At 58.1% G+C, this 21,942-nt stretch carries 21 protein-coding genes; 12 read left to right on the top strand and 9 right to left on the bottom strand.

Features of this window, described 5'->3' with window-relative positions:
• Positions 1 to 180: 180 nt before the first annotated feature.
• Complete coding sequence (locus AC2FLJ_RS10615) at positions 181 to 1,176, top strand: helix-turn-helix domain-containing protein (RefSeq protein WP_496697112.1); 996 nt, start codon at positions 181 to 183, stop codon at positions 1,174 to 1,176.
• A gap of 235 nt (positions 1,177 to 1,411) precedes the next feature.
• Here AC2FLJ_RS10615 and AC2FLJ_RS10610 read toward each other — a convergent pair whose 3' ends face one another.
• Positions 1,412 to 3,049, bottom strand: a complete 1,638-nt coding sequence (locus AC2FLJ_RS10610) for an adenylate/guanylate cyclase domain-containing protein (RefSeq protein WP_282121479.1) — start codon at positions 3,047 to 3,049, stop codon at positions 1,412 to 1,414.
• Positions 3,050 to 3,169: 120 nt separating this feature from the next.
• Entirely contained in the window at positions 3,170 to 3,862 is a 693-nt protein-coding gene (locus AC2FLJ_RS10605; protein WP_058274905.1) for a Crp/Fnr family transcriptional regulator, read from the bottom strand.
• 181 nt (positions 3,863 to 4,043) lie between these two features.
• On the opposite strand from AC2FLJ_RS10605, the gene hemA reads away from it, so the two are divergent.
• Positions 4,044 to 5,267, top strand: a complete 1,224-nt coding sequence (gene hemA / locus AC2FLJ_RS10600; RefSeq protein ID WP_496697115.1) for a 5-aminolevulinate synthase — start codon at positions 4,044 to 4,046, stop codon at positions 5,265 to 5,267.
• A 58-nt stretch (positions 5,268 to 5,325) separates the two neighbouring features.
• Here the strand turns inward: hemA and AC2FLJ_RS10595 are convergent, their stop codons facing one another.
• The 6 genes from AC2FLJ_RS10595 to AC2FLJ_RS10570 are packed head-to-tail and all read right to left on the bottom strand — an operon-like array spanning position 5,326 to position 10,744.
• The gene (locus AC2FLJ_RS10595) at positions 5,326 to 5,658 is read right to left on the bottom strand and encodes a cytochrome C oxidase subunit IV family protein (RefSeq protein WP_496697116.1); all 333 of its coding nucleotides are present in this window, start codon (positions 5,656 to 5,658) and stop codon (positions 5,326 to 5,328) included.
• On the bottom strand, positions 5,619 to 6,167 hold the full coding sequence (locus AC2FLJ_RS10590; RefSeq protein ID WP_496697118.1) for a cytochrome c oxidase subunit 3: 549 nt from the start codon (positions 6,165 to 6,167) through the stop codon (positions 5,619 to 5,621). Before AC2FLJ_RS10590 ends, AC2FLJ_RS10595 begins: the two co-directional genes overlap by 40 nt.
• Positions 6,164 to 8,086, bottom strand: a complete 1,923-nt coding sequence (locus tag AC2FLJ_RS10585; protein WP_496697120.1) for a nitric oxide reductase activation protein NorD — start codon at positions 8,084 to 8,086, stop codon at positions 6,164 to 6,166. Before AC2FLJ_RS10585 ends, AC2FLJ_RS10590 begins: the two co-directional genes overlap by 4 nt.
• Before the next feature lie 9 nt (positions 8,087 to 8,095).
• Entirely contained in the window at positions 8,096 to 8,905 is an 810-nt protein-coding gene (locus tag AC2FLJ_RS10580; RefSeq protein WP_496697122.1) for a CbbQ/NirQ/NorQ/GpvN family protein, read from the bottom strand.
• A gap of 5 nt (positions 8,906 to 8,910) precedes the next feature.
• Positions 8,911 to 10,278 (bottom strand): cbb3-type cytochrome c oxidase subunit I, encoded by a 1,368-nt coding sequence (locus tag AC2FLJ_RS10575; protein ID WP_058274912.1) that lies wholly within the window; start codon positions 10,276 to 10,278, stop codon positions 8,911 to 8,913.
• A gap of 16 nt (positions 10,279 to 10,294) precedes the next feature.
• Complete coding sequence (locus AC2FLJ_RS10570) at positions 10,295 to 10,744, bottom strand: c-type cytochrome (RefSeq protein WP_058275223.1); 450 nt, start codon at positions 10,742 to 10,744, stop codon at positions 10,295 to 10,297.
• A gap of 306 nt (positions 10,745 to 11,050) precedes the next feature.
• Here AC2FLJ_RS10570 and AC2FLJ_RS10565 point away from each other — a divergent pair, with 306 nt between their 5' ends.
• A complete protein-coding gene (locus AC2FLJ_RS10565; RefSeq protein ID WP_496697125.1) occupies positions 11,051 to 12,100 on the top strand; it encodes a Hint domain-containing protein in 1,050 nt (349 codons plus the stop codon).
• A gap of 27 nt (positions 12,101 to 12,127) precedes the next feature.
• On the opposite strand, the gene AC2FLJ_RS10560 is transcribed toward AC2FLJ_RS10565, so the two are convergent.
• Positions 12,128 to 13,306, bottom strand: a complete 1,179-nt coding sequence (locus AC2FLJ_RS10560) for an NnrS family protein (RefSeq protein ID WP_496697127.1) — start codon at positions 13,304 to 13,306, stop codon at positions 12,128 to 12,130.
• A 233-nt stretch (positions 13,307 to 13,539) separates the two neighbouring features.
• On the opposite strand from AC2FLJ_RS10560, the gene AC2FLJ_RS10555 reads away from it, so the two are divergent.
• The 9 genes from AC2FLJ_RS10555 to ahbB (AC2FLJ_RS10515) all read left to right on the top strand — a co-directional run bounded on the left by AC2FLJ_RS10555 (position 13,540) and on the right by ahbB (AC2FLJ_RS10515) (position 21,942).
• On the top strand, positions 13,540 to 15,216 hold the full coding sequence (locus AC2FLJ_RS10555; RefSeq protein ID WP_058277288.1) for a cytochrome D1 domain-containing protein: 1,677 nt from the start codon (positions 13,540 to 13,542) through the stop codon (positions 15,214 to 15,216).
• Positions 15,217 to 15,340: 124 nt separating this feature from the next.
• Positions 15,341 to 17,128 carry a NapC/NirT family cytochrome c gene (locus AC2FLJ_RS10550; protein ID WP_496705698.1) on the top strand — a complete coding sequence of 596 codons (1,788 nt, stop codon included), beginning with the start codon at positions 15,341 to 15,343 and terminating at the stop codon, positions 17,126 to 17,128.
• 55 nt (positions 17,129 to 17,183) lie between these two features.
• Positions 17,184 to 17,585: a cupredoxin domain-containing protein gene (locus AC2FLJ_RS10545; RefSeq protein WP_496705696.1), complete on the top strand. Its 402-nt coding sequence runs from the start codon at positions 17,184 to 17,186 to the stop codon at positions 17,583 to 17,585.
• A gap of 192 nt (positions 17,586 to 17,777) precedes the next feature.
• Entirely contained in the window at positions 17,778 to 18,539 is a 762-nt protein-coding gene (cobA, locus tag AC2FLJ_RS10540; RefSeq protein WP_496705694.1) for a uroporphyrinogen-III C-methyltransferase, read from the top strand.
• Positions 18,532 to 18,882: a c-type cytochrome gene (locus AC2FLJ_RS10535; protein WP_496705692.1), complete on the top strand. Its 351-nt coding sequence runs from the start codon at positions 18,532 to 18,534 to the stop codon at positions 18,880 to 18,882. The genes cobA and AC2FLJ_RS10535 overlap by 8 nt, the downstream gene beginning before the upstream one ends.
• Positions 18,879 to 20,024 carry a cytochrome D1 domain-containing protein gene (locus AC2FLJ_RS10530; protein ID WP_496705690.1) on the top strand — a complete coding sequence of 382 codons (1,146 nt, stop codon included), beginning with the start codon at positions 18,879 to 18,881 and terminating at the stop codon, positions 20,022 to 20,024. The genes AC2FLJ_RS10535 and AC2FLJ_RS10530 overlap by 4 nt, the downstream gene beginning before the upstream one ends.
• A gap of 3 nt (positions 20,025 to 20,027) precedes the next feature.
• The gene (gene ahbB, locus AC2FLJ_RS10525; RefSeq protein ID WP_496705688.1) at positions 20,028 to 21,017 is read left to right on the top strand and encodes a siroheme decarboxylase subunit beta; all 990 of its coding nucleotides are present in this window, start codon (positions 20,028 to 20,030) and stop codon (positions 21,015 to 21,017) included.
• The gene (locus tag AC2FLJ_RS10520) at positions 21,014 to 21,463 is read left to right on the top strand and encodes an Lrp/AsnC family transcriptional regulator (protein ID WP_496705686.1); all 450 of its coding nucleotides are present in this window, start codon (positions 21,014 to 21,016) and stop codon (positions 21,461 to 21,463) included. The genes ahbB (AC2FLJ_RS10525) and AC2FLJ_RS10520 overlap by 4 nt, the downstream gene beginning before the upstream one ends.
• Positions 21,460 to 21,942 (top strand): siroheme decarboxylase subunit beta, encoded by a 483-nt coding sequence (ahbB, locus tag AC2FLJ_RS10515; protein WP_496705684.1) that lies wholly within the window; start codon positions 21,460 to 21,462, stop codon positions 21,940 to 21,942. The genes AC2FLJ_RS10520 and ahbB (AC2FLJ_RS10515) overlap by 4 nt, the downstream gene beginning before the upstream one ends.

Genomic DNA, 21,942 nt, shown 5'->3' with positions numbered 1-21,942 from the left:
TCGACAACGCATATGGCGACAGAAACCTAATCTGCACATGCCCCCCAATGGACGCTTACGAAGAAGCCGCTGAGTAAGCGAGCTGAAACTCACGACCGACCCCCGAAATTATGGGGGTCGGCCATAAGAAATGGGCGGTGCCCCGAAGGGCAAAGCCAAAGACCATCAGGTGGAGGAACAATGAAACACTATGTCCTCAAAAATGCCCGTTCACGGCAAGCCTGCGTTGCCAGGCAAACACCCAACAGAAATCATCACGTCGATGTTGTCCTCTCTGGCGAGGACACCGAAGCATCTGCACAGATCGTCCTGGATTTCTTTGATGCCTTGAACAGGCTGGTCGAACATCATTCTTACATCATCAACATTCGCAGGTTGGCTAAAGATCCGGTCGAAGGGCCGCTGTACTGGTCTGGGCGAACGGCACTGTTTTGGGGGGATATCCACGAAAACTGGCGGTTGGATGACTCTGAGAAATCCTGGACCTCACAGGTTGTGAACCTGTCGTCGCGCACAATATTTGTCGGCAGCGCCGTTTTGCTGCTTGCTCAGATCGGGCGGGCAGAAAAAACAGTCGCCGCGGTGCACCCCAACTTCACGGCCGCAGCGCAGGAAATCGGACTGATCGAAGATGGATCGGGTATCCACATGGCCAATGATAACCGTTTGCACAGCGCATCGACCCGGTTAAGCGCTTTACGGTTGTTGTCCAATTTCGTTTCGATCGATCACGGAGAGCACCTCGCAGACACTCTGCGCGGATACATCGGACTGTCCGAGCCTAAAAGGACCGCCAAGAGCCATCTTGCAATCCGGCTTTTCCAACGGTCCGAGGCCGATCCACAAGTGCGACGAGCCATCGAAACGATGAGTGATAATCTTGAGGAGCCATTGCGGATCTCGGATCTGGCGCAAATGCTGGGTACGTCCACCCGACAGTTGCAGCGTCGATTCCTAAACAGAACCGGGACAAAGCTTTTGACAACGTACAGAGAGTTGCGTCTGGAACGGGCTGACACGTTGCTTCGGACAACGGATTTGTCGCAGCGAGAGATTTCGGCAGCCACCGGGTTTTCTTCTGCCGTCGCTTTGGGGCGCGCCTTTCGCGCCCATTACAAGACATCCCCGGACGACATCCGAAATCAACGCTTTGCGGGACAGTTATCCGCCAGGTAGGACGAAAAGGACCGCGCCCCGGCAAACAGTCGGTTCGTCACCCTCACCTTAAGTCAAACACACTCGCTGACCCACGCGTCGAGTGAGTTGCCGTTCCCATTGGGCCGTCTTCAGAGAGCGCACTGAAGCCGTTTTGGTTGGCTCAGTCTTGTAGGTTGTAGGCGCGCTCATCGCTGGCACATGACCGCCGGACCCCGCCTTTTGAAGTTACGACGGGCGCAACTCCCTGCATTTGTCAGGGATAGGGGGCACAAACGTGAGGCGCCGCCCGGCTTTCGACCAGACGCGCCAATTCAAAGGCCGAAACGCGGGTTCCAATGCCTTTAAGATCGAACGGTCCCGCCGGGGTCATATCTATCCGGACCTGACGCGCAGTTGCATTTGAGACAAGCACCTGACCGTCCTTGGCGATTTCACACAGGCGTGCCGCCAGATTGGGCGCAGGCCCGATGGCCGAGTAATCCAGACGACCCTCAAAACCGATCCGACCCAAGGTCGCTGCGCCCGTTGCGATCCCAATGCCGAGGCCAAGACCATGCTGCGCTATACCCGCCCTGTATGGGACCATCGCCTTTCGAACATCCACTTGCATTTTCTGGGCCAGATCAACGGCTCTCTGCGCGGCATCATCCAGCGGCACCGGCGCGCCGAACAAAACCATCAAACCGTCGCCAAGAAACCGTTCCAATGTTCCCCCGCAGGCCTCAACAAGCGGCCCGCAAGTGCCGTGAAATGAGTTGAGCGCCGCGACAACCTGATCCGCATTGGCAACGGTGGCGAAGGCCGTGAACCCGCGCAGATCAGCAAAAAGAACCGTGATCTCGGCCTTACGGGTTCTCAAGACATCCGCCTCATCCGTCGCGCCGACAATCATCGCTGCCACCTGCGCCGGCAAGAAACGTTTCAGACGATTGGTGCGCTCGATCTCTTCTATCTGGTTGGCGACCCGAGTTTCCAGCGCTGCATTCAAATCAGCTAGTTGTGCTTTTTGCACTTCGACTTGCCCGTAAAGCGCACCCAGTTTTTCGCTGGTCTGGTTCACGTGGTTTGCCAGCTCGCCCAGTTCGTCCCGATTGGGAACCGTAATCCGGTTGTCGAACCCACCCCGGGACAGCTTGCTGAGCACCGCATGGATACGTTCGATCGGCCACAACAGGGACGACGAAATCGAATATCCCAACAAAAGGGCAATCCCAATCGCCGCGATCGCCGCAGCCGTGATGCTTAGGCGTGAAGTCAAATATGCTTGTTCTGTAGTCCGCGCCAGTTCGCGCACTTCCTGTTCGACATTCTGCGCCACGGTATACGCCTCGCGCTGCATGGCTTGGAGCGGCTCGAACATGTGGTCGATACCGTGTTGCGCTGCGGCTAACAGATTGCCTTCGCGGTTTAGACGGCGCAGTTCAGTGATTGCCGGTAAAATGTCCTGAAGGTCAGATCGAAGGTTCGCAATCGCCTGCGCATCCGGCATTCCGGGCTGCCCGAAACTGCGAAAACCAAGGGCAAGGTTACGCTCTAGTGCTGCCGAAACGTGAAGTATCGAACGCGTAGAAGCTCCCAGAAATCCGTTCTGACGAGGAAAGTCTTTCAGGTTTTGCGGAACGAACAAGGACAGTAGATGTGTGTTCAGGTTCGAGATCGTCGTGTGGGTGTCATTAAAAAACGCAATACGCTCCTGATCGCGCATCATCGTCTCGGACCGCAGATTGGCCTGATGCAAAGCATATAGACCAAACAACACCAAACAGACCAGCAGACCGGTTATTCCTAGAAAAGCCACCAGCAGCTTGGCCCGAACCGAAAGAGCGACCTTGGCGACGCTGAGCGCAACCAAGGGCGGCCTGTCAGGGCCACCGTTGCGGTCGTGTGTCATGCTGCACCCCCCGCCGAAATACGCGGCAGAACTGGCATCATTGTACACAAACATGCGAAAAAACGCTAGCAAATATGCCAAAATGTCTGCGCTAATAACCCTATCGAAGCGGAATGTGCGCTACTTCTCGGACGAGTCGCGTTCGGCATAGTCACGCAGGCTTTGGATATCCGCGATTTCGGCGTGATTGCGATTGATCTTCACACCCACCGGCTTGAGTCGCGAAAACGCCCGGCTCAGACTTTCGGGTTTCATGCCCAAGCGCCCGGCAATCAGCATTTTATCATAAGGCAGCTCAACCTCGCAGCCGCCGGACACCTTGTCGGACAGGTTCAGCAAAAACTCGGCCACTCTTTGCGCGCCGGTTTGGGCCTTGAGTTGCTCCAGCTGCGCGACCAGTGAATGCAAATGGGTAAAGGTCGAAGCCAGGATCGACACGCCAATCTCAGGGTCTTCGCGCATCAGGGACAAAAGAAGTGGGCTGGGAATATGCATGATTTCGCAGGCCGAAACAGCCTCGGCAGAGACTGGGTAAGGCACATTGCGCAGCGCGACCGCCTCACCAAAGCTTTCGCCACGGGTAAAGACGCTGACGACGGCCTCGGCCCCAGTCGGCGCCATGCGAAACAGCTTGACCCAACCCGCCAGAACAACGTGTACGGCCTTGGCTTCTTCCTCCTGCAGAAAGATCGTCTCACCCCGGTCGTAGCGCCGCCAGATCGCATGGCTGAGCAGTTTGTCGATATGGTGCTCTGGCAGGCTTTTCAGCAGTAACGACTGTCTGGCGATTGCCTTTTGTGTTTCATGGGCCAAGAAGTGCCCCCTTTTTCCCTGGCCAATCTCTCAGCCGGTACATTCGTTGCCTTATGGCTATGCCAAACCTGAATCCTCTGCACCAGCTTTTTCCTGCGCCACAACTTGACAATTGTCATGTCATCGCACCGCCACCATGCCTAACCTCAGGTCAAAGCCAGTATTCCCGGGAGTGTGTGAGATGGACTACCAGCGATTTTTCACCCAGAGCCTTGATGATTTGCGGGATGAAGGAAACTATCGCGTTTTCATAGATCTGCAACGGAACTGCGGGGCCTTCCCGAACGCGCGCCAGACTGATGGAGCGGTGCAGCGAGATGTGCGGATCTGGTGTTCCAACGACTATTTGGGCATGGGACAGCATTCGGAGGTGATCGGTGCGATGCATGACGCATTGGATCGCTGCGGTGCAGGTGCGGGTGGCACGCGCAACATCTCGGGCACAACACATGACCACGTGCTGCTGGAAAATGAACTGGCCGATCTGCACGGGAAAGAGGCCGCGCTGCTGTTCACTTCGGGCTATGTCTCGAACTGGGCCGCGCTGGGAACTCTGGCGGCCAAAATCCCCGGCCTGATCGTTTTCTCTGATGCGTTGAATCACGCGTCGATGATCGAAGGCATCCGCCATTCGCGCGCGCAAAAGGTCATCTGGAAGCACAACGACCTTGAAGACCTCGAGGCGAAACTGGCCGCGGCCGCCCCCAACGCGCCCAAGATGATCGCGTTTGAATCTGTCTATTCGATGGATGGCGACATCGCTCCGATCAAGGATATCTGCGATTTGGCCGACAAATACGGCGCGATGACCTATCTGGATGAAGTTCACGCCGTTGGTCTTTACGGCCCCCGTGGCGGTGGCATTGCCGAGCGTGAGGGGCTGATGGACCGGCTGACCGTGATCGAAGGAACGCTGGGCAAAGCATTCGGCGTGGTTGGCGGTTACATCGCCGCTTCGGCTGCGCTGTGCGATTTCGTGCGCAGCTTTGCCAGCGGGTTCATCTTTACGACCGCCCTGCCCCCCGCGATTGCAGCTGGTGCTGCGGCCTCGATCCGGCATCTGAAACAGTCGAATACCGAACGTGATCTTCAGAAAGCACGCGTGGGGCAGGTGCGTGCCCGACTGGATGCCGAAGGAATTCCTCACCTTCCTAACCCCAGCCATATCATCCCCGTGATGGTAGGCGATCCGGTGAAATGCAAATTCATCTCGGATACGCTGTTGGAAGAGTTCGGTATCTATATCCAGCCGATCAACTATCCAACCGTGCCCAAAGGGACCGAGCGTTTGCGGATCACCCCCTCGCCTGTGCATACGGACGAGGATATCGACCATCTGGTCAGCGCCCTGTCGGCCCTGTGGCACCGCTGCCAGATCGCGCGGATGCCGATGGCCGCTCAATAGCCATGGTGCCCAATCGCACCTGAGAACTTGCCGCTCTTGAAGGCGGCTTTTTCTTTGATCACATGAGGTAGAGGGAAAAGATGACGAGCACAAAGCCGGTCAGCACCGCTGTGAATCCGCGCAGCCAGACCTGACTTTTTGCGAGATCCAGATACAATGCAAGGATAACGCGGGCTTTGATCAGCGCGAGGATCAGGATACCGGCGCCCAGAAGCTCCGGTAGTACCGGCAGCATAGTCAACAATGCGGAAACAACGCTTAGCACAAGCAATGTAAGCCAGGCGCGCGGGAGTGAGTTCGTGAGCCTCTGGCGGGCGCATTTGAAAAAAGATGAAGCCTGTGACACGGTGCCTATCCCAGAAGGTAAATCACGGGAAACAGCATGATCCATACCAGGTCGACCATGTGCCAGAACTGAGCGCCCGCCTCGATGTTACGTGCATCGTCGCGCCAGGCAACGAGCAGCAGGATACCCACCCCTGCCAACACATGTGCTGCGTGAAACCCGGTCAGCAGGTAGTAGAACATGAAAAACGGGTGGATCTCAAACGTGATCCCCTGCGCCGCTTTTCCCGTGTACTCGACACCTTTGATGATCAGGAACACTACTCCCAGCAGGGCAGCACCGATCAAGGCAAGACGCGCGGCACCACGGCGTGCCGCCTTGCGCCAGTTCAGCGCCTGCGCGGCGAGGAAACCTGACGTGACCAGCACTGCTGTATTGAAGGCCGCACCCGTGCGATAAAGATGCGACTGCGCCTCGGCAAAGCCCGCAGGGTCGGTCAGGCGAACGGCCATGAAGGCGATCAAGCCTGCCCCGAATACCAACAGCTCCGAGATGATGAGCACCCACATCAACAACTCACCTGGAAGCTCGTCGATCAGGGAGGTATCGCTCATGCGCCGACCAATTGGCGGTAGATCTGCGGCAGCGCCATAGTCAGGCGGTGCGGGTCGGGGATGACCGCAAACCCACCTTGTCCGAACATTCGCGGGAACCAGCTTTTGCCGGTTTTGTCGATGGTCACACCGAACACCGAATGCCCGGCGCGGCGCGCCTCGCGGACGGCCATGCAGGTATCTTCGATACCATGGCGCCCCTCGTAATGGTCCAGATCATTGGGCTTGCCATCGGTGATGACCAACAGCAACCGCCGCTTTCGGCTTTGACCTGCTAGATCGGCCGAGCAATGGCGGATCGCGGCCCCAAGCCGCGTGTAATGGCCCGGCCGCAGCGACGCGATGCGCTGTTCGACAGTCGTACCCATCGGCTCATCAAAGCGCTTGCAGCGCTGGACGTAGACACGTTGGCGTTTTAGCGAACTGAAGGCGTGGATGGCGAAATCGTCACCACAGGCGTTCAAGCCCCAGGCCAGCGCGGCCAGTGCCTCGCGCGCGATGTCGATCACGGCCCGTCCTGTGACGGCGCTTTCAGTGGAGCGGCTGACATCCAGCAGGATCGAGACGGCAAGGTCGCGCGCTTCGGGACGGGATTGCATCCAGATACGCTCGGTTCCTTCACCATTTGCGCAGCGATCAACCTGTGCCCGTACGGCGGCCTCGATATCCAGTTGGTCGCCATCCAGATGGCCGCGCGTCATGATACGACCGGGGCGCAACGCCTCGAACTGGCGCTTGACCGCGCGGATACGGCGGGCGGTGGCTGGGTCCTTGCCAAACTCCGCCGCGTCTTCGCGGATATCTGCATCCGAGAGCAGAACATTGACGTGATCGGGCAGATACCGACCCGTACGCACATCCCATTCGGGATAGAGGATACGGCCCGACAAACGCTCTCGGTTCACATCCTCAGGGGCGAGGTCCAGATGCAGTTTCAGCTTGGTGGGCGGGGCTTTTGAGATTTGTCCAAGGCCAATCTCTTCTTGGTCGTCGGCAGCCTTTTTGGCGTTGTCGGGATCATCGTCATCGATACGGCGATTGATGTTTAGAAACTCAGCCCAGCTGAGGATGGCTTCGAACTTGTGCAGTATGAAACTGTCACTACGGGATGCCTGATCCGATTTGCGGCGGCGGGCGCGATGGGTTTTCTCGCCAGATTCTTCGGGCGGGCCTTCAGTGTCTGGGTTTTCGACCTCGTTGTGTTCGGAAAAGCCGACGGCGCGCAGTTCGGGCCACAAGGGTATCGGGCGCATCGGCTGATAGCCGCGCGGGGCGACCACGTCATCGTCCAGCTTCAGAAACTGTTCGGCTTTTTCCGACAACGGATGCAGTTCGCCCAGGTTATATCGGATCAGCTCTTCGACAGCAGCCTCGACGGGTGGAAGGCTGGGTATGTCGCGTTGATGCAGCACCCCTCTGCAAAGCTCGGCGTAAAGTGGGCGCAAGCCGGGGGCGTTCTCCAGTGTCGCCTCGACCATGTGTCGAGCGGCGATCAGCGCAGTCAAGTCGGCGCGTAACGGATCATAGTCATCAATTCGGGTTCCGGCATGGGCGGCCGCAGCCGCCAGCCAGACGTACAGTGCGCCGTTGGCCGCGCGCACGGGAAACACCGCCAGACGATCTGGCAGGCGCAGAACCTCGCCATCAAACGAGGCGCGCGGCATCAATTCAGTCTCGGTAGCCAGCCGGCGACGCCAGCTCAAACGATGACGAGAAACCTCGGGTGAGACCGGACGCAATTCAACGCCCGGACTACCTCCCAGCCCTCGGAAAAGGACTGCCAGCCGCCCCGCGACCTCAGAGAGGTCGACCGCGGCTCCTACGTGCACCTCAGGTGCATCAAGGCGGCTGGCGAGGGTGTGCCACAGTTTCCCGATCGTTTCTTCGGGTTCCCATGGCTCAAAGTCGATCTTGACCATCGGCCGGCCTCACCCAAAGACAGCCGTGACAAGATCGAGGAGCCCGCGTTTGATATCCTCGTCATCCGTCAGAGGTTCGATCATTGCGGCAAGGATGGCGCGGTCGGTGGACATGCCTTGTGCGATCAGCGTCGCGGCATAGACGACCAGACGGGTGGAAACGCCTTCCTCCAGATCCTGACCCTTGAGGCCCCGCAGCTTGCCTGCAAGGCGCACCAGTGGTTTGCAGCGCTCCAGCGGCAGACCGCTTTCCTGGGCGACAACTTCAGCCTCCATCTGGGGCGACGGAAAGTCGAACTCCAGCGAGATAAACCGCTGCCGGGTCGAAGGTTTCAGGGTTTTCAGGATATTCTGATAACCGGGGTTGTAAGACGCCACCAGCATGAAACCGGGCGCAGCCTCGAGCTCTTCACCTGTGCGGTCGATCGGCAGGATGCGCCGGTCGTCGGTCAACGGGTGCAGCACGACAGTCACGTCCTTGCGGGCCTCGACGATTTCATCGAGGTAACAGATTGCGCCTTCGCGCACCGCGCGGGTTAGTGGGCCATCGACCCAGACGGTTTCGCCACCTTTCAGTAGGTATCGCCCGATCAGGTCGGCCGCGGCCAGATCGTCGTGGCAAGCCACTGTGTAAAGCGGGCGGCCAAGACGGGCGGCCATATGGGCCACAAAGCGGGTTTTTCCGCAGCCTGTCGGACCTTTCAGCAGGACCGGCAAGTTGTTGGCATAGGCGGCGGTGAACACATCGCGTTCATCGCTTTGGGGCAGGTAGAAGGGGGCGTCAGCCGCCCCCGTTCCCATTTGAATGGAGCCATCCATTTGCATCACTCCGCTGGGGTTTCAGCTGCGCCCGGCTCGATGATCTCTTTGCGAGGCACCCAGACCGAGTAGATGAACAACAGCGCACCAAGGACCACCACGACGCCAGAGCCAAAGCGCATCCAGTAGAAGATCGCGATCTGGTCTTGCACGTCCATGAAGTAGTCTCCGACCACGCGCTGCATGTGCGTCTGCACGGTTCCGCCGAAAGTCAGCACGAAGGTCATGAAGACCATGCCGCTGGTCATCAGCCAGAACGACCCCATGTTCATCACCTGATTGTACGGATCGCGGTTTTTGAGGATCGGCATGGCATAGCTGAAGATCGCCAGGTTTAGGCAGACATAGGCACCGTAAAAGGCCAGGTGACCGTGGGCTGCGGTGATCTGCGTACCGTGGGTATAGTAGTTCACCCCGTGCAGCGTGTGCAGGAAGCCCCATACCCCGGCGCCAAAGAAGGCCAGCGTGGCACAGCCAAGCGACCACAAAAGCGCGGCCTTGTTGGGATGGTCCCGACGGCCCTTCCAGACCATGACGAAAGCAAAGGCCATCATCGCGAAGAACGGGATCACTTCGAGGCTCGAGAAGATCGAACCGATCCACTGCCAGTACGCGGGTGTCCCGATCCAATAGTAGTGGTGCCCAGTTCCAAGGATGCCCGAGAACAACGCGGCCGCGACGATGACATAAAGCCATTTCTCGACCACCTCACGGTCAACACCGGTAAGCTTCAGCATCAGGTAGGCAAGGATCGAGGCCATGATCAGTTCCCACACACCTTCGACCCACAGGTGGACAACATACCACCAGTACTGCTTGTCCAAGGACAGGTTGCCAGGGTTGTAGAAGGCAAACAGGAACAGCAGCGCCAGCCCCCAAAGACCCAGCAGCAAGATGTTGGTGATCGCGGTCTTCTTGCCCTTCAGAACGGTCATCGACACGTTGTAAAGGAAGATCAGTGCGGCCACGACGATGCCGGCCTTGACCCATTTGGGTTGCTCAAGGAACTCGCGCCCCTCTTTGCCCAGCAGCCAGTTTCCTTCGAACAGGTTGAACGTATAGGTCAAAACCACGCCCAATGTACCGACCACCAGAATAATCAGCTGCAAATAGGCCAGCATGGGCGAATGAATCTCACGCTCGGCCTCTTCCGGGATCAGAAAATAGGCCGCGCCGAAGAAGCCCAGGATCAACCAGACGATCAGCGCATTTGTGTGCAGCATCCGCACAATGTTGAACGGCAAAAGCTCGCTCAGGAAATTGGGCGATACATAGATCCAGCCGGCGATCAGACCGCCGATCACCTGGATCGCGAACAAGCCCATCGCTACGGCAAAGTAGGCATAAGCAATTTTTTGGGATTCGTATTTCATTACTCTGTTCCCTTCCTCAGCCGGCCTCGTTGGGCGGCCAGTCCTGAGCGTCGATATTGTCCGTCCAGATCAAAAAGTTGGTCAGATCACGGATTTCTTCGTCGCTGAGGTTGAAATTGGGCATCTGCCGACGACCAGGAATGCCTGTGGGTTGTGCTTCCATCCATCCCTTGAGGGCATCAAAGGCCGATTCCGGATCATCCAGAACATCCCACCGGGTCATCACGTTGCCGACCTCTGGGGCAAAGTAAGCCCCTTCACCCAGAATCGTGTGACAATTGATACAGGCGTGTTTTTCCCAGACGTGTTTGCCCCGCACCACGCTGTCATCAAGATTCGCGGCATTCTCGGAATTCACGATGTACCAGTGGGAATGGGCCGACAAAGCCAGAAAGATAAGAATAAAGAACAGTGACCCGCCATAGAAAATATTGCGGGCCATGCTCTTGGTCATGACTTCTCGCATCGCGCTCTCCTTTGCGCAGATTAGCTTGTGAAGATCAGCATGCAGTTGGGGACCGTGCAGCGCCTTAACGAAAGTCAAGACTGGCAAACATCGCTGATGAAGCACCCAGAGCCCGCAACAAAAAGGCCAACCCGAGTGTGGCCTGCGGGAGACTATTGCACCTACAATTGGTCTAAATACCCCAAAAATGCCGTTTTAACGCCTTGAAAAACGTCGCCAGACTTAGCAACATTTTTTCGTGAGCACTCAGTAGCGACGCTTTTGCGCGGCCTCGCAGAAGCAAAGCACACAAAGGTCAGGGTAACGATGGCAATTGATATTTACGGTGCATTCCGTTCTGACTCGACGATGTCGACCAGTCAGGCGCAACTTTACCAAGTCAATACTACATTCCAGATATCTCAATACAGCCAGATTACGATTTCCGACGGTGCCGATCCTACGATCATCGATGGGGATAACGTATCCAATGAAACTCCCAATGACCCAACCCAGACATATCTTGGGCGCGCGTTTGATTGGGATTACACCATCCGGGTCCGTGATGAAGATGGCAATACTTATGAAATCGGCGTCATGGATTGGGACATCAACAACAACGGGTCTATGAATACCAACTCCGCTGAGCAGGGTTACTTCCTTGGCTTTATTGGCGGCAGCGTCCCTCCTCTGAACACGACGCTCACTATTATCGAATTGACCGACAATGGCCCGGACATTCCGGTTGATACGGTTGTGCCGTGTTTCACAAAGGGTACGCTGATCGAGACGCCAGATGGCATGCGCCCTATCGAGGCGCTCGCGGTCGGGGATGAGGTGGTGACGATGGACAGGGGTCCGCAGCGTATTCGCTGGATCGGCGCACGCGCATTGACCGGCCAGGAGCTGTCGGAAAAGCCCAAACTTCGCCCGATCCGCATCGCGGCTGGAACATTGGGCAGCGGACTGCCGCAGCGCGACTTATTGGTATCGCCACAGCATCGGATGCTGGTGCGCTCGGCCATCGCGATCCGAATGTTCAACACCAGCGAAATTCTGGTGGCTGCTCATGCGCTGGTTGGCGTTCCCGGCATAACGGTCGAGGAAAACGCAGAGTCGGTCGAGTATTTTCACATGCTGTTCGAACAGCATGAGATCGTCTTTGCCGAAGGCGCCCCATCAGAAAGCCTGTTCGCCGGAGCCGAAGCGCTCAGAACCGTGCCACTTGCAGCCCGGGCAGAAATGCTGGAGATGTTTCCTGCCCTGGCCACCGAGGATTTTGTGCCGCCATCCGCGCGTCCGATCCCGAGCAAAGGCAAACAGGTCCGACACATGGTGCAACGCCACATCAAAAACAGCCGCTCATTGATCGAATGATTTCGATCGTTTGAAACGATAAGGAACCTAGTCTTGCTTCGCGCGCGGTCTTGTCAATGCGGGCCACATCGCAACCAGATACAGCGCAAAAGCCGTGACCCACAGACCGTCAGACAACAGCATTGCGACCAAATAGCCCGTGTCCATCTCGGCCCCGATCCAACGCGACAGCGCCGCCGCCGCCATCAATCCATAGGCCACAACCATCGGTCCGGGTGCGACCAGCGCGCGACCGCTATGTCCGAGCGCGGCGCGACTCATGACCGCCAGTGTCATGCCACCTACGCAACCGATACCCAGGACATGCAGGGCGGCAACCTCATTGCCAAGACCCAGCACCGCCAAGCCCCACAGGATCAGACCCAGTGCCAGCATACCCAACCCCAGATGCAGCGCCAGCAGGATCGGTTCACGCGCAGCCCAAATTGTCCGCCACCGAGCCATGCGCAGGATTTGCACAACGCCCAACGTTAGGGCAACAGCCCCGGCAATTTCCCAATCGCCTGATGCCAGAACGCTTAGCGGCAAGATAAGCGACAATCCCATACCGGCCTTGTTCAGCGCACCGACGGAAACGGGCCAGTCAGCCTCAGACGCCCCGGCGCGTTTCATGGCGTTGCGGGTAAAGGCCGGCGTGATCCGCCCGCCCAGAATGGCTATCATCGCGCAGAGCGTCAGCAAACCCATCCGCAACCCGGATTGTAACGTGTCATCCGTCAGCCCGATCCACTCAAAATGAGTCAGCAAGTCCGCGATCCAGATCAGGCTGAGCAACAGTAGGAAAATCATGTTCTGCGGTTTCGGCCGGCGGATCAACAGCGTCGCTATCTTGGCTGCAAGGATCGGAACAAACGCAAGGTCGATCACGGCAACCATAACCGGCGGTAGCATACCGGAAAACCACATTGCCATCCGGCCTGCCAGCCATACCCCTGCCGCGAGGGCGATGAACCGCGCGCGTGCGTCAGGTGCACCGGTCCAGTTTGGCACCGCCGTCAGAAAGAACCCGCCCAGCGCCGCAGTGGCATAGCCAAAGATCATCTCATGCGCATGCCACATAGGCGGCGTCATGCCGTAATCCGGTGCCACGTAAGGCACCGTCAGCCACAAGCCCCAGACTAGCCCCACAAACAGGCCATACAGCCCGGCGGACAGAAAGAATACGCGGAACCCCTCACCAAAAATACGGGTGATGACTGCGGGCATGGCTGCTCTCCTAGGTCGTTTTTCCAAGCCCTAGCAGCCTGCTTGTTCGCGGCACTTAACCAAAATCAAAACGGCGGAAAACATGCCTCTAAAACACAGATTTTCTGAGGTTTTTTGGGTGAATTTTTGCATCTCCACCCCGGTTTACGCCCCATCCGTTGACTTTCGTCAAGGAGCCGAAGGCTTCGGTGGGCCAACCTTAGCCCTGCCTCACCAGCAAATGGAGAGTGATCATGTCACTTGGAATCAGCTACAAAAAAACTGGCCGTGCCTTTGGGGTCGGTTTGGCGATGCTGCTGGGCAGCGTCGCTGCTCCGACACTCGCCGAAGAGCCAACCCTTGATAAGGACGCCTTTGAATCGTCAAAACAATTGTACTTTGAACGCTGCGCTGGCTGTCACGGCGTGTTGCGCAAAGGGGCGACGGGCAAAAGCCTTGAACCATTGGTGGAAACGAAAAACGCCGACGGCACCGTGACCGAATCCGGCACCCTCAAACTAGGACAGGAACGGCTCGAAAAAATTATCGCTTGGGGCACCGAAGGCGGGATGAACAACTTCTCGGACGTTATGTCTGAGGACGAGATCAGCAATATGGCGACCTATATCCAGATGGAGCCACCCAAGCCGCCGGAAATGTCGCTTGAGCAAATGATGGCGACCCGTAAGGTCTATGTCGAACCCGAAGATTACCCAAGCGAGCCACTGCACGGCCGAAACTGGGAAAACTTCTTTGTGGTTATCGAACGTGACGTAGGCAAGGTGGCTGTGATCGACGGCGACACCAAAGAAGTGCTGGCGCATATTCCGACAGGCTATGCCGTGCACGTTCTGAAAGCGTCCGAGCACCATAAACTGGAAGAGCCGGAAAACCCGGGCCGCTTCTGGTACACCATGGGCCGCGACGGCAAGATGACCAAGATCGACCTGTGGCAGAACCCTGAGAATATGCTCGTGGCCGAGGTCACCATTGGCTATGACGCCCGCGACGTGGCCGTTTCTGGTGATGGTAAATACGTGATCGGTGGGGCTTATTGGCCGCCGCATTTCGCGATCGTCGATGCCGAAACAATGGAACCGAAGAAGGTTGTCTCGACCCGAGGCTACAACGTAGACGGTGACTACGTGGAAGAGGCGCGTGTTGCGGCGATCTACACCACTCCGAACGAGCCAACTTGGATCGTCGCCGTGAAGGAACTCGGCCAGCTCTGGCAAGTGGATTACTCAGACCTGGACAACCTGCGGATCGACAAGATCGACAGCGCCAAGTTCCTGCATGACGGGTTCTTTGATCCAACCGGCCGTTACTTCCAAATCGCCGCGAACGCGTCGAACAAGATGGTTGTGGTCGATACCGAAACCCACAAGCTGGAAGCCATGATCGACACGGCGCCGCTGCCGCACCCCGGCCCGGGAGCCAACTGGGAAGACCCGAATTGTGGCCCGGTTGCCGGTACGACCCACCTGGGCGAAGGCACTGTCACTGTGTGGGGCAACGACCCCGAAGGTCGTCCGGATGACGCCTGGAAAGTCTGCTACGAAGTGGAAACCGACGGACCCGGTCTGTTCATCCGGACACACCCGGAATCAGATTATATCTGGGCCGACCAGACCAAGCACCCCGAGCCTGAGGTTCAGCAATCGGTGCAGGTCATTGACAAGGCAACCGGTGAGATCGTGAAAACGATCCAGATCACAGAAGAGGAAGGCAACGTCGCCGTCCACTTCGAGTTCAACCAGGACGGTTCCGAGGTTTGGGTTTCCAAGTGGAACCGCTCGACCTCGAAGGAAGCGAACGGTGAGATCGTGATCTACGACGCCAAGACGCTGGAAGAGATTGGCCGCGTGAAGGGGCTGTTTGCACCGACCGGAAAATTCAACGTCTACAACCGGTCGAACCACGTAACCTGACGGATTCTCTACCAACTTCGGAAAGGGCGGGCCCCTCGCCCGCCCTTTCCTCGTTTGTTCACTCAGCCAAACTCACCGGCCTGCCATCCAAGGCCAGACAAGACAGCCAAAACGGAGCCCGGATATGACTTCCGAACCGGAAAAGAAAAAACCGATCTGGCGCCGGTATTTCCTGTGGGGAATGCCCGTGGCCGGTATTGCCGCAGCCTTTGTCGGCGGCATCATCTTCTGGGGCGGATTCAACACCGCCATGGAAGCCACCAACACCAAAGATTTCTGTATCTCTTGTCACGAGATGCGCGATTTTGTCTATGAAGAATACACCGGCACGATCCATGACGTGAACCGGTCCGGTGTCGGTGCGGTCTGTTCCGACTGTCACGTGCCCAAGGACTGGACCCACAAGATGATCCGCAAGATCAAGGCGTCCAAAGAGCTGTACGGCAAGGTGGTTGGCACCATCAACACGCGTGAGAAGTTCGAAGCCAAACGCGTGCATTTGGCGATGAATGAGTGGGAACGGATGAAGGCCACCGACTCGCGTGAATGCCGCAACTGTCACGACTTTGAATCGATGATGCCTGAATTCCAGAAACCCCGCGCGCGTCAACAGCACCTGAACGCGATGACTGTGGGCCAGACCTGTATCGACTGTCACAAGGGGATTGCGCACTCGGACGCCCGCGACCGGGCCGACGAAGAGTATCTGGAAGAGCTTGAAGCGCCGAACCCGGACTTTATCCGTCAGATCCCGCCGGAATATATGGCGAGCCTTGAACGGATCGAAGCCAAGGAAGCCGCAGAAGCCGAGACCGAGAAAGCCGCCAAACAGGCGCAACATGAAGCCGTGCAGGCTCAAATCGCTGCGGCGGTGGATGCGGCCGTGGCCGAAGAACGCGCCAAATCCAACGGTGATGAAGCAGCAGCGCCCGCAAGCGGGGGTGGTGACGATGTCGGCGCGGATATCGACTGGAACGCGGTTGCCAGCACCGATTTGAAACTGTTCTACCCCGGTCAAGCCTCGTTTGAATGGGTCCAAAACGGTAAGTTCCACGGCGGCGCGCGTCCTCTGACCAAAGGTGGAGACCAGTGTACGACCTGCCACGCCAAAGAGCTGGACACGATCGGCAACAAGATTGTTGCTGGCGGTGAATTGGAACCGACCCCGATCCCCGGCAAACGCGGCGTGATCGATGCGACCGTGCAGGCAGCGCATGATGACGAGAACCTCTATGTCCGCATGCAATGGCCGGATGCGGGTCACAATCCTGCGCCCTTTGTCGATGGCGGCAAGATGGATCCCGACAACCAGATCAAGGTTGCCATGATGATCACCGGCACCGGTATCGAACTGGGCGATCAGGTGGGGTGCTGGGCTTCGTGCCACGCCGACAACAGCTATATGCCCTTTGACCCCGGCGCGGATGCGATTGCCGCCAATGGCGACGTCGCAGGTCGCATGTCCGCGCAGGACACCGTGACCAAATACATCAGCGAAAGCCGCACGGATGTCGAAATCAAAGGCCGCCGTGGCAAAGCACTAGGCGGTTGGGACAAGCTGGAGGCCGAAGCACAGATCGAGCAGTACCTGGCCGATGGCACCTATCTAGACCTGATGCGCGTCTACGCCGATGGCAGCGCGACAAACGGCTATCTGCTGGAACAGCGCGTGGTCAATGACGGTGAAATCGCCGCCTCGGCGAACCTGTCCGGTGGCATGTGGACCGTGGTCTTTACCCGGCCGCTGAACTCGGGCGCGCCGGGTGACGTCCCGCTCGAGCCCGGCCAGACCTATACGGTTGGTTTTGCGATCCATGACGATTTCGCCGCCGCCCGGTTCCACCATGTCACGCTGGACACCAGCCTGGCATTGGACGACGACGCCGCCTTCATCAACGTGGTCAAACAATAACAGATCGGGGCCGGGCACTCCGGCCCCACCCCATTTTGGAAAGGAGACTTGGACGATGAAACCCCAACACCTTCTTCCTGCCGTGCTTTTTCTGTCCGCGCCAGTATGGGCCGAGGACACTGCCGAGCTGTGCGTCGAAGCCGAAGACCGTTATCTCACGCTTTTTGGCCAGCCAACCTCGGCGGTCGAGGATGCCGAGGTGGTGCTGATGTACAAGTACAACTTCTGCCCATCCGAACTGACCGTGAAGGCCGGCACCACTGTCCGCTGGGTCAATGTCGACAAGCGGACCAGCCACTCGGTCTTGCTGAAGGATGGCGGCAAGCCGGAAAGCGACCGGTTGTTCCCTGAAGAAACGGTCGAGATTACCTTCCTTACCCCGGGTCCGCAGGAATACCTGTGCGGCCCGCATTGGGAGATACAGAACATGATCGGAATGATCACAGTCGAACCCTGAGCCGAGGCAAAAAAATACAGGCAGAAAGAAAGGAGCGCGGGCGCAAATCCCGCGCTCCTTAACTTTAGTCAAGGAAACAGCGCAGTTAATGCGCAAACCTACCAGCATGACACGCCCGGTTGGCCCAGCGACGTCCTCAATTCGCCGAATGGACCCGGGTTTCGAAGACATTCAGACCAAGCGAGTTTGCACATGAGCGGTAAGGTTTTTCTGATTGGTGCCGGTCCCGGCGACCCCGAACTCATGACCCTGCGCGCACTGCGCATGCTGCAAGAGGCCGATGTGGTTGTGTATGACCGGCTGGTCTCGGCCGACATTCTGGACCTGCATGCCCCCGGCGCGCGGCTGATCCCGGTCGGCAAAGCGCCCAAGTGCCATACGGTACCGCAGGACCGAATTAATGACATTTTGGCAAAAGAGGCCCGCGCTGGTCACACCGTAGCGCGTTTGAAGGGTGGCGACCCGATGATCTTTGGTCGCGGCTCTGAAGAGGCCGCGTATCTTATGGCGCACGGTATCGCCATTGAATACGCGCCAGGCATCACAGCGGCACAGGGGGCATCCAGCTCCACTGGCGTGCCGCTGACCCATCGCGGTCTGGCAACATCGGTTCAATACGTCACCGGTCACAGGCAAGCCGACAAAGTGCTGGACCTGGATTGGAAACGGCTGGCCGATCCTGACGCGACGCTAGTCATCTACATGGGTGTCGCAAATATCGGTCAGATCGCCATGGGCCTGATGACGGAAAACCTGCCTGGCTCGACGCCTGTTTTGGCCGTAGGCAAAGCGACAACGCCAGACGAGCGTCGACTTGTTTCAAGACTGGACAAACTGGCGGCGGATGTGCGCGAGGCGGATCTGAAGGCCCCGACGCTGTTTATCGTCGGGCAAGTGGTTACCCTTTATGCGGATCAAACCGTGACGAACCTGCTGGAGCAGGCCCATGGCTAGTGTTGTCCAATCGATTGGCGGGCTTCCAGCATGGGCCTCACGCGCTTTACTCACAACGGCCGTACTCATAGCAACGTCAGCCCTTGCCGCCGATGTGCTTGATGGCAACGCGCTCAAGCGGCTTGTGCATCAGGATTGCGGCTCTTGCCACGGGTTGTCTCTGAAAGGCGGTCTTGGGCCGGATCTGCGGTCCAAATCGTTGGAGCATTACGATGCAAACGTTCTGACCGACGTCATCCTTGACGGTATCCCCGGCACTGCAATGCCCCCGTGGCGGCCCCTGATCAGCGAAGAAGAGGCCGAATGGATCGCCCATTACCTGCTGGAACAGGAGGAACAATGAAACACTTTTTCCTTGGCCTCGCGGCCATCCTGATGATGACAACGGCGCAAGCCGAACCCACCGCCACCGGCGACTTAGGCCTGGTGATCGAACGGGCCAAGGGCTCGGTCTTGCTGATTGATCAATCAGACCGTGTCGCGCTGGCCCGGATCGAAGGGCTTGGCGACCTGTCCCATGCCTCGCTGGTCTATTCGCCTGATGAACGCTTTGCCTATGTTTTTGGCCGTGATGGGGGCCTGACCAAGGTCGATATCGTCACACGCCAGATCGTGAACAGAGTCGTTCAGGCGGGCAATGCAATTGGCGGCGCGATTTCGGATGACGGTCAATTGGTAGCCGTATCGAATTATGAACCCGGCGGTGTGCGGGTCTTTGATGCCGACACGCTTGAAATGGTTGCCGACATCCCCACCGATAGCAAAACCATCGGTCTGGTCGACGCACCAGGCCGCCGGTTCGTGTTCACCATGTGGGACACGGGCGAGACCTGGATTGCCGATTTCTCGGCGGGCAAGCCAGAAATCACCAAGATCTTCGACATGGGCAAGAACCCATATGACGCGCTTATCACCGCCAATGGACGGACCTACATCACCGGGCTGTTCGGCGAAGACGGACTGACAGCGCTGGACCTCTGGGCTGACAACCCCGAACCGATCCGCGTGTTACCCGACTATGGACGTGGTCAAGAAGAGATGCCCGTCTACAAGATGCCCCATCTGGAAGGCTGGGCACTTACCGGGCGCGAGTTTGTGCTGCCCGCCGTCGGCCATCACGAGGTGCTCTGGATCGACGCCGATACCCTGACGGAAACCGGGCGCACCCAAACCCATGGCCAGCCTGTCTTTGCCATGTCGCGACCGGACGGGCGAGAGGTCTGGGTGAACTTTGCCCACCCGCTGAACGACACGATCCAGGTGATCGACAGTGTCAGCAAAGAGATCATCCACGAGTTCAAACCGGGGCCTGCCGTGCTGCATATGGAGTTCACCCCGCGTGGGCATGAGGTCTGGATCAGCGTGCGAGATGCCAACAAGGTCATGGTTTACGACACGCACAACTTCGAAAAGCTGCGTGAGATAGAAGCGGACAGCCCATCTGGCATCTTCTTCACCGCCCGCGCGCACAAAATGGGGCTGTAGGCGATGGAACATATCACCGACCCGATCGATCGCCGCCTGCTGGATGATTTTCAACGCAATTTTCCTGTAACGGACCGTCCTTTCCAGGTTTTGGCTTTCACGTTGGGGCTGGACGAGATTGAAGTGTTGGATCGCCTAGCCCGAATGCGGGCGACCGGCCGGATTACGAGAGTCGGCGCGACCATTGCCCCTGGCGCGGTTTCTGCCAGCACTCTGGCCGCCGTCGCCGCACCGGGTGAACGCCTGGAAGAAGTGGCCGCTATGATCGACGCCGAACCGGGTGTGAACCATAACTACCAGCGCGAAGACAAATGGAACCTCTGGTTCGTGGCAACCGGTCCAGACCGGGCGCATGTAAATGACACGCTGGCTCGGATCGCACAGCGCACAGGGCTGCAGGTTCTCGACCTTCGGTTGGTTCGTCCGTTCAACGTGGATCTGGGGTTTCGCATGTCCGGCAAGACCCGAAACGTTCCAAGCCCGCGCAAGATAGATCGATCGGTCTTGCAAGACGGCGATCGCGCGTTGCTTCAAGCCCTCAGTTCGGGTTTGCCGCTGGTCGCTGAACCCTATGCAGTGCTGGCCCAGTCAATAGGTCGCGACGCTGCGGGTGTGATGGATCGGATCGAGGTACTGCACAGAGCCGGTATCATCTCGCGCCTGGGCGTGATCGTGCGCCACCGTGCGCTCGGATGGTCAGCCAATGCAATGGTTGTCTGGGACTTGCCATCCGAACAGATCGACGCCGCCGGTCCTGCCCTTGCAGCCCACCCCGGAGTGACCTTGTGCTATGAACGGTGTCCGGCCGAAGGGGTCTGGCCTTATCGCCTTTACTCAATGATCCACGCCCGCACCCGCAGCGAAGCGCTGGAGATTCTGGCCGGTGCGCGCGCGCTGCCGGACCTGTTTGGCGCGCAGCACAAGGTTTTGTTCTCGACGCGCTGTTTCAAACAGACCGGCGCGCTGATCCAACCGAAAGAGGCCGCCGCATGAAACTGGATGGAACCGATCGCGCGATCCTGAACCGGATGCAGGACGATCTACCCTTGGTATCGCACCCTTATGCAGCCGTGGCAGAGGAGTTGGGCATTCCTGAAAGTGAAGTGCTTAACCGCCTGACCCGTATGAAAGACAGCCGAGTGATCACGCGCTTTGGTCCGTTCTTCGACGCCGCCGCCATGGGGGGCGCTTTTTGCCTGTGTGCAATGGCGGTGCCAACTGAAGAATTCGAAACCGTCCTGACCAAAGTCAATGCGCATGCAGAGGTTGCCCACAATTATGAACGTACGCACCGGCTGAACATGTGGTTCGTGCTGGCCACTGAAACTCCCGAGGGGATCGTGGGCACTGCTGATGCAATCGAACGGGAAACGGGGATCTGCGTTCTTCAATTCCCCAAACTACAGGAATTTTTCATCGGCTTTCGGGTGGCGGCATGATCGACGCAACAGATCGAGAGATTATCGAGGCGCTGCAAGGCGGGCTGCCCCTTGTGCCCGCGCCTTATGCGCAGGTGGCCGAGATACTTGGCATGGATGAAGATGCCCTTTTGTACCGCTTGGCCGAGTTGAAGTCGCGCGGTGTGATCCGTCGCATCGCTGCCGCGCCGAACCACTACAAATTGGGCATGACATCGAACGGGATGACCGTCTGGGATGTGGATGACGACCGGATCACCGAATTAGGTGCCCGGATCGGCGCGTTGCCCTTTGTCACCCATTGCTATGAACGCCCCCGCGCCCTGCCCGATTGGCCATACAATCTGTTCGCCATGGTACACGGCGCTGATCGTGACGAGGTCGAAGCAAAGCGCGCCGAAATTGCTGACATTCTAGGCGATGCCTGCCGGGCCAAGGACATCCTCTATTCCACGCGCATCCTGAAGAAAACCGGGTTGCGCCTGAAAACGAAAGGCTGA

The organism is Ruegeria sp. CDSA034 (assembly GCF_059612275.1).
The sequence above is the reverse complement of the archived record's forward strand: the minus strand, read 5'-3'. Positions and strand labels throughout refer to the sequence as shown.

What these genes read in the sequence shown, in the direction of transcription:
- AC2FLJ_RS10615 (WP_496697112.1), top strand. Translation starts at nt 181, where the DNA reads ATGAAACACTATGTCCTCAAAAATGCCCGTTCACGGCAAGCCTGCGTT.
- AC2FLJ_RS10610 (WP_282121479.1), bottom strand. Translation starts at nt 3,049, where the DNA reads ATGACACACGACCGCAACGGTGGCCCTGACAGGCCGCCCTTGGTTGCG.
- hemA (WP_496697115.1), top strand. Translation starts at nt 4,044, where the DNA reads ATGGACTACCAGCGATTTTTCACCCAGAGCCTTGATGATTTGCGGGAT.
- AC2FLJ_RS10595 (WP_496697116.1), bottom strand. Translation starts at nt 5,658, where the DNA reads ATGGATCATGCTGTTTCCCGTGATTTACCTTCTGGGATAGGCACCGTG.
- AC2FLJ_RS10590 (WP_496697118.1), bottom strand. Translation starts at nt 6,167, where the DNA reads ATGAGCGATACCTCCCTGATCGACGAGCTTCCAGGTGAGTTGTTGATG.
- AC2FLJ_RS10585 (WP_496697120.1), bottom strand. Translation starts at nt 8,086, where the DNA reads ATGGTCAAGATCGACTTTGAGCCATGGGAACCCGAAGAAACGATCGGG.
- AC2FLJ_RS10580 (WP_496697122.1), bottom strand. Translation starts at nt 8,905, where the DNA reads ATGGATGGCTCCATTCAAATGGGAACGGGGGCGGCTGACGCCCCCTTC.
- AC2FLJ_RS10575 (WP_058274912.1), bottom strand. Translation starts at nt 10,278, where the DNA reads ATGAAATACGAATCCCAAAAAATTGCTTATGCCTACTTTGCCGTAGCG.
- AC2FLJ_RS10570 (WP_058275223.1), bottom strand. Translation starts at nt 10,744, where the DNA reads ATGCGAGAAGTCATGACCAAGAGCATGGCCCGCAATATTTTCTATGGC.
- AC2FLJ_RS10565 (WP_496697125.1), top strand. Translation starts at nt 11,051, where the DNA reads ATGGCAATTGATATTTACGGTGCATTCCGTTCTGACTCGACGATGTCG.
- AC2FLJ_RS10560 (WP_496697127.1), bottom strand. Translation starts at nt 13,306, where the DNA reads ATGCCCGCAGTCATCACCCGTATTTTTGGTGAGGGGTTCCGCGTATTC.
- AC2FLJ_RS10555 (WP_058277288.1), top strand. Translation starts at nt 13,540, where the DNA reads ATGTCACTTGGAATCAGCTACAAAAAAACTGGCCGTGCCTTTGGGGTC.
- AC2FLJ_RS10550 (WP_496705698.1), top strand. Translation starts at nt 15,341, where the DNA reads ATGACTTCCGAACCGGAAAAGAAAAAACCGATCTGGCGCCGGTATTTC.
- AC2FLJ_RS10545 (WP_496705696.1), top strand. Translation starts at nt 17,184, where the DNA reads ATGAAACCCCAACACCTTCTTCCTGCCGTGCTTTTTCTGTCCGCGCCA.
- cobA (WP_496705694.1), top strand. Translation starts at nt 17,778, where the DNA reads ATGAGCGGTAAGGTTTTTCTGATTGGTGCCGGTCCCGGCGACCCCGAA.
- AC2FLJ_RS10535 (WP_496705692.1), top strand. Translation starts at nt 18,532, where the DNA reads ATGGCTAGTGTTGTCCAATCGATTGGCGGGCTTCCAGCATGGGCCTCA.
- AC2FLJ_RS10530 (WP_496705690.1), top strand. Translation starts at nt 18,879, where the DNA reads ATGAAACACTTTTTCCTTGGCCTCGCGGCCATCCTGATGATGACAACG.
- ahbB (WP_496705688.1), top strand. Translation starts at nt 20,028, where the DNA reads ATGGAACATATCACCGACCCGATCGATCGCCGCCTGCTGGATGATTTT.
- AC2FLJ_RS10520 (WP_496705686.1), top strand. Translation starts at nt 21,014, where the DNA reads ATGAAACTGGATGGAACCGATCGCGCGATCCTGAACCGGATGCAGGAC.
- ahbB (WP_496705684.1), top strand. Translation starts at nt 21,460, where the DNA reads ATGATCGACGCAACAGATCGAGAGATTATCGAGGCGCTGCAAGGCGGG.